The 6,165-nt window shown below is 61.8% G+C and carries 7 protein-coding genes; 6 read left to right on the forward strand and 1 reads right to left on the reverse strand.

What is annotated here, in order from left to right; genetic code table 11:
• Position 1 precedes the first annotated feature (1 nt).
• From R2855_05275 to R2855_05290, 4 genes are read left to right on the forward strand one after another with little or no spacing between them, the layout of a single operon-like run.
• A complete protein-coding gene (locus R2855_05275; GenBank protein ID MEZ4530426.1) occupies positions 2 to 913 on the forward strand; it encodes a sugar phosphate isomerase/epimerase in 912 nt (303 codons plus the stop codon).
• An 18-nt stretch (positions 914 to 931) separates the two neighbouring features.
• Positions 932 to 2,026 (forward strand): Gfo/Idh/MocA family oxidoreductase, encoded by a 1,095-nt coding sequence (locus R2855_05280; protein MEZ4530427.1) that lies wholly within the window; start codon positions 932 to 934, stop codon positions 2,024 to 2,026.
• Positions 2,026 to 3,021 (forward strand): ROK family protein, encoded by a 996-nt coding sequence (locus R2855_05285; GenBank protein MEZ4530428.1) that lies wholly within the window; start codon positions 2,026 to 2,028, stop codon positions 3,019 to 3,021. The genes R2855_05280 and R2855_05285 overlap by 1 nt, the downstream gene beginning before the upstream one ends.
• Positions 3,018 to 3,809 (forward strand): SIS domain-containing protein, encoded by a 792-nt coding sequence (locus R2855_05290; protein MEZ4530429.1) that lies wholly within the window; start codon positions 3,018 to 3,020, stop codon positions 3,807 to 3,809. Before R2855_05285 ends, R2855_05290 begins: the two co-directional genes overlap by 4 nt.
• Here the strand turns inward: R2855_05290 and R2855_05295 are convergent.
• Positions 3,785 to 4,525, reverse strand: coding sequence for a TMEM175 family protein (locus tag R2855_05295; protein ID MEZ4530430.1), 741 nt, complete (start codon positions 4,523 to 4,525; stop codon positions 3,785 to 3,787). The two genes, R2855_05290 and R2855_05295, sit on opposite strands and share 25 nt — an antisense overlap.
• A gap of 148 nt (positions 4,526 to 4,673) precedes the next feature.
• Here R2855_05295 and R2855_05300 point away from each other — a divergent pair, with 148 nt between their 5' ends.
• Both R2855_05300 and R2855_05305 read left to right on the forward strand, forming a co-directional pair.
• Complete coding sequence (locus R2855_05300) at positions 4,674 to 5,573, forward strand: dihydrodipicolinate synthase family protein (GenBank protein MEZ4530431.1); 900 nt, start codon at positions 4,674 to 4,676, stop codon at positions 5,571 to 5,573.
• 112 nt (positions 5,574 to 5,685) lie between these two features.
• The coding region (locus R2855_05305; protein MEZ4530432.1) for an SDR family oxidoreductase at positions 5,686 to 6,165 on the forward strand (480 nt) is incomplete at its 3' end.

Here is a 6,165-nt window from a genome sequence, read left to right on the forward strand (position 1 = left end):
CATGAAACTCGGGCTCTTGACGGCCGCGCTGCCGCAGGCATCGTTGACAGACATTGCCACGTGGGCAGCCGAGAGTGGGTTCCGGACATTGGAAGTCGCCTGTTGGCCGGTCAGCAAGAGCGATCGCCGTTATGGCGGCGTCACCCATATCGATGTCGACGGACTGAGCAAGTCTGCTGCCCGGGAAGCCAGGGCCATCGTCAAGGACGCCGGACTCGATATCTCGGCGCTGGCCTACTATCCGAACATCCTCGGCGCGACCGGGAAGGCGCGCGCGTTTCAGATCGAACATCTGAAGCGGGCGATCGACGCGGCGGTTCTCATGGAGGTGCCGATCGTCGGAACGTTCGTGGGCGCCGACATGACCAAGTACGCCACAGAGAACCTGGAGGAATACGCCAAAGTCTGGCCGCCTATCGTGAAATACGCCGGGGAGCGGGGTATCAAGATCGCCATCGAGAACTGCCCGATGCTCTGGGACGACACATGGCCCGGTGGGCAAAATGTTGCGTATTCCCCGTCCATCTGGAAGCGGATGTTCGAGATCATTCCGGACGACAACTTCGGGCTCAATTACGATCCTTCCCATTTGATCTGGCAATTCATCGACGAAATCCGCCCGATTCGGGACTTCAAGGACCGCATCTTCCACGTTCACGCGAAAGACATGTGGATCGACCGTGAGATGCTCTATCAGGACGGCATCCTCGCTCCCGGGTTCAGTTGGGCGATTCCCAAGCTGCCAGGACTCGGCGATGTGCGCTGGCCGGAGTTCATGTCTGCGCTCTACTCGGTCGGCTACGACTACGTCATCAGCATCGAGCACGAAGACCGCACCTTCGAAGGAACCGAAGAAAAGGTGAAGCGCGGGTTTTATCTCACCCGAGATGTGCTGAGCCCGTACATCAAGTAGTCCTGGGAAGGGAAGCGGGTGGAGAAGGTCAAGGTTGGGATCGTCGGTTCGCGCTTCGTCGCCGACATCCATGCGGAATCGTTCGCGCGCGTGCCCAATTGCGAAGTGGTTGCGGTCGCGTCACCGAACCTTCACCATGCGGTCGACTTCGCCAAACGGCACGATATTCCGCGCGCATTGACCAACTTTCGCGAACTGCTCAAGATCGACGAGATCGATGTGATCTCCCTCGCGTTGCCGAACGATCTGCATGCCGAAGTGACGATCGCTGCCGCGGAAGCTGGCAAGCACGTCATTTGCGAGAAACCGCTCGCGACCACGCTCCAGGAAGCCGATGCCATGATCGCTGCTTGCGAGACGGCCGGCGTGCAGTTGATGTACGCCGAAGCGCTTTGTTTCGCGCCGAAGTACGTGCGAGCCAAGGAATTGATCGACCAGGGCGCGCTCGGCGATATCTTCCTCGTCAAGCACAGCGAAGAGCATTCCGGTCCACACAGTCCATGGTATTGGGATGTCGAGCGCTCGGGTGGCGGCGCGCTCATGGATCTGGGTTGTCATGGGATCGCGCTTGCCCGCTGGCTGCTGAACGGCGCCGCCATTACTCATGTCACCGCCAATCTCGGCACCTTCGTCCATGGCGACAAGACCCAGGGCGAAGATCACGCGGTCACGGTGCTCAACTTCGACGGCGGCCAGATGGCGGTCGTCGAAAGCTCCTGGGCCAAGGGCGGCGGACTGGACGACCGGGCCGAGATCTATGGCACGAAGGGCCACACCCGGGCCGATCTGATCCGGGGCAATTCGTTGGCGACCTATTCCGCTGTCGGAAATGACGCCGCGGGCAAGAGTGGGGGCGCACCTGCCGGCTGGTCGCACATTACGTACGAGGACGCCTGGAACTCAGGCTTTCCGCAGGAGATGCAGTATTTCGTCGACTGCGTGCAGCGGGATGAACCGAGCTTCCTCACCGGGAGCGACGGTCGGAACGCGCTGGAAGTAATCTACGCTGCCTATCAATCTGCCCGAATCGGAGCCACCGTGCGATTGCCCGTCAAGGTTCCGAAGAACGTCAAGAAGCCTATCGATCTCTGGATCGGAGCGAGTGCAATCTGATGCCTAGTTCGAACGCGTGCTACATCGGGGTCGATCTCGGCGGGACCACCATCAAGTTTGCGCTCATCGACAACGATGGCAATGTGCTTCAGCGCAGCCGGTGTCTCACCGAAGGAGACGAGGGACACGATGCGGTGCTGGAGCGCATGATCGCTGGCGCGCGCGATATCTCCGCGCTGGCCGAACCCGGACAGGTCATCCGCGCCGTCGGCGTCGCTGCGCCAGGTGTGCTCGATATGGAGCGCGGCTACACGCTCTTCCTCCCCAATCTTCCGGGTGATTGGCCCGACGTCCCGGTTGGGCCGCGCATGTCCGAAGCGCTTGGGTTGCCCGTCTTCCTGATCAATGATGTGCGCGCGTTCACCGTAGCGGAGCTGGAGATCGGCGCCGCCAAGGGTGTGCAAACCGCGCTCTGCTACGCCATCGGCACAGGCATTGGCGGCGGCATCGTGGCGCATGGCCGGGTCAATATGGGGCTCGGTGGCGCGGGCGGCGAGCTGGGGCACATGATCGTAAACACCGCGGGCCGCCACTGCGGCTGCGGGAATCAGGGATGCGCCGAAGCGTATGCGGCGGGGCCTGCCATCATTGGCGACGCCAACCGGCTGATCGTCATGGGCGAAACCACCATCCTGCGCGAGATGATCGGTGAAGACCTCAACAAGATGACACCGGAACTCGTTGAGCGAGCGGCGGCTGACGGCGACCCAATTGCCAGACAGGTGCTCGATTTCGCCGGCTTCCACATGGGCATTGCCATTTCGAATGCCATATCGGCGCTCGCCCCGAACGTGGTTGTGCTCGGTGGCGGCGTGCTCAAGCCATATGGGTACTACTGGGAACAGATCGAGAAGGCGGCACGGGCGCATTGCCACGTGACCGAAATCGACAAGATCGAGTTTCGGCCCGCCCAGCTTGGATTCGAATCCGGCGTTGTGGGCGCGGCGCTTTGGGCCAAATCCGAATACGAGCGCACCCAGGACCTGGATTCGTGACTGAATTGTCGGGTTCTGGCCGCTATCTCGCCGAGGCCGCCGGCATCATCGAGCGGATTGCGGCCACGCAGCTGGCGGCCGTCGATCGTGCCGCCGAGATCTGCGCGCGGAGCATTGCCGCCGGCGGTCTGGTGCATGCGTTTGGCACCGGGCATTCGCGCATTCCGGTCGAGGAGCTCTTTCCCAGGCACGGCAGCTTTCCCGGGTTCCATCCGATCGTCGAGCTCTCGATGACCAACCATACCCAGATCGTCGGGGCCAATGGACAGCGGCAAGCTATGTGGATCGAAAAGCAGGAGGGGCTTGGCGAGGTCATCTTGCGCAACTTCAACTTCGGGCCGGATGACGCCATGCTGATCTTCTCGAACAGTGGCGTGAACGCGGTCGTCGTCGATGTTGCGCTGGGCGCGCACGCGCGCGGCTTGCCGGTGATTGCGGTCGTCTCATTCGACCATGCCAGCCGAAGCGATGCCAAGCATTCCTCGGGCAGGAAGTTGATCGACATCGCGGATATCGCCATCGACAACTGTGTGCCTGCGGGCGATGCCATGATCGAACTGGACGGGCTGGACGATCCGGTTGGCCCAGGGTCGACAATCGGGTTTGCGGCGATTGCCAACGCGCTCAAGACGCAGACGGCGCAGAACCTGGTCGCGCTCGGCCAGCCGCCCCTGGTGCTGTCCTCCTCGGTCGTGATTGGCGAGGCAGCGGCGCAACGCTTCGACGATTGTTACGACGAACAGTCCCGCCGCGTCAGCCGCCTCTATGCCTGGCCCGGGCGTTCGTGAAATCGTCCCGGCAGGTGCGGCAGCAGCACCTCGGAAATCTTGTGATTGAACGCCAGCAGGATCCATATGAGCTGACCAAAGCCGGGGAACGCAAAGGCTGCCGGGATCGAGAGTAGAAAAATCCCCGCGGTGACCAGATGACGCGTCTTTGCGCGTGGAAAATCGAAACCCTTCCCCCTGCGGGTCATCAGTTCCCGGTGCTGGTCGAGATGATCGATGATCACGATGAAGAGCACGGAAATCGTCAGAAGGATGACGGCGTAGAACACTGCTGGAATGGCAAGGTCCCCATACTCGCCCAGGATTCCAGTCGGGAACGGCAAGAACGCCACGAACATGAGCAAGAGGATGTTGAGTTTGACCAGCGTGTCGTCGTAGTCCCGAATCCGCGCGAACGTGCGGCGGTGCGATCCCCACATGAACGCGATCACCAGAAACCCAATGACATATGAGATGACCTGTGGCCAGGTGTCCCACAGATCGCGAGCCAGCACGCCTTTCGCGTCGCTGTCGCTCAGATCGGGAATCTCGATGCTGACGACGAGCAGTGTCATGGCAAACGCGAAAACGCCATCGCTCAAGCTGATGAGTCGGCTCAGCTCGCCGACCCGCTCTTCTCGTTCTTCTCCCGCAATCTCGACCTTTTCGGTGCCGGGAGCCTGCTCGTCACGATCGACCATGGCGTCTGTCTGGGCATCGGAAGGAATCTTGCACAAGGCAGTGTATGCCAGATGCGGGCGCTCCTTCGTGACCGTCGAATTCCTGTAGGTGTCCTGAGCGATGGGAATAGCGCAAAATGTTGGAGTACACGCGGTTCGAGTTGGTGAGTCCGCACACCACCGAATAGCCAAGGGAGACACGTGCATGAGCACAGGATTGACGCCGGGGGTCCATTGCATTGCCGCGACCCCGTTTCTGCCGGATGAGTCGCTCGATCTCGCCAGTGTTGGCACTCTCATGTCTTATCTGGCGCAGGGTGGATGCAGGGGCGCGCTCGTGCTTGGCGTGCTGGGAGAAGCAGACCGTCTCAGCGACTATGAGCGTGATCAGGTTCTGAATGCTGCCCTCGAAGCGGGGGGCGACGATCTGCAAATCTCGGTTGGCGTGACACACAACTCGACGGTCGTTACCAGGGCGCGCGCCGATGCCGCCCAGAAAGCTGGCGTCGCGGCCGTGATGGTTTCCCCGCCACCGGGGAGTTCGGCGGGACCAGCCTTGAAGGAACATTTCAAGCGCGTCGCGGCTGATCTCACCATTCCGTTCATCGTGCAGGATCACCCAACGTCGAGCGGTGTGAAGATGCCGGCCGAGTTCATCGCCGGTCTGTATGAGTTCTTGCCGCCTGGCTCGATCTGTAAACTCGAAGATCCGCCCACCGCGGTCAAGATGCACAAGCTGCGGCAACTGGAACCCGGCTACCAGCTCTTTGGCGGTCTGGGCGGCGTATCGCTGTTGCATGAGCTCGATGCCGGCGCGGCTGGCGTGATGACCGGATTTGCCGCGGTGGAGGCGTTAGTCGAAATCGTCTCCGCATACCAGGCAGGGGACCGCGAACTCGCCAGTGCCGCGTACGAGCAGGCATTGCCCCTGATGGTCTTCGAAGCGCAACCCGGCGCCGGTGTGGCGCTCCGGAAGGAGATCCTCCGCCGCCGTGGCGCAATCGCGCACGGAACTGTTCGTCAACCGGCCCCGACTCCGGACGCATTCGCGCTTTCCTTGCTCGACGACCTGATGAGCGCGCGCTCGAGCGGGGTGCCCGCCTGAGCGAGACCCCCTGGAGGGGTGCGGCCATCGAAGTTCGGCACACGAGTGGCTCGTCGAAACCGATAACCGGGCGGCTGGATCCGGAGACGGTCAATCAAAGGGAGATCGACCAATGGCGCAAACGCCGGCTGAAGCGTTTTCACTCGCGGGAAGAGTTGCGATCGTCACCGGCGCTGGCGGCGGACTCGGACATGGCATCTGCGATTCGCTCGCGGCGGCAGGAGCCACGGTGGTGGCTGCCGGACGAACCAGGGAGTCGCTCGATGACACCGTCGCGCTGGTCACCGGCAATGGTGGCACGGCCGTCGCCCGGGTCTGCGATATCTCGAACGAAGCCGACATCGCGGCACTGATGCGTTCGGTTGCGGAGGAATTCGGCCGCATCGACATTCTCATCAACAATGCCGCCATCTATCCGCGACGCGAATGGACCGAGATCACCGCAGAATCCTGGGACGAGGTGATGGCCACCAACCTGAAGGGGTATTTCCTTTGCTCCCAGGCCGCGTTCCCGTATCTGAAAGCCAATGGCACGGGACGCATCATCAACATCGCGTCGATCACCTTCTTCGGGGGATGGTCGATGCTGCTC

It is taken from the genome of Thermomicrobiales bacterium (genome assembly GCA_041390825.1).
In the GTDB taxonomy this organism is placed as follows: domain Bacteria; phylum Chloroflexota; class Chloroflexia; order Thermomicrobiales; family UBA6265; genus JAMLHN01.

What these genes read in the sequence shown, in the direction of transcription:
- R2855_05275 (MEZ4530426.1), top strand. Translation starts at nt 2, where the DNA reads ATGAAACTCGGGCTCTTGACGGCCGCGCTGCCGCAGGCATCGTTGACA.
- R2855_05285 (MEZ4530428.1), top strand. Translation starts at nt 2,026, where the DNA reads ATGCCTAGTTCGAACGCGTGCTACATCGGGGTCGATCTCGGCGGGACC.
- R2855_05300 (MEZ4530431.1), top strand. Translation starts at nt 4,674, where the DNA reads ATGAGCACAGGATTGACGCCGGGGGTCCATTGCATTGCCGCGACCCCG.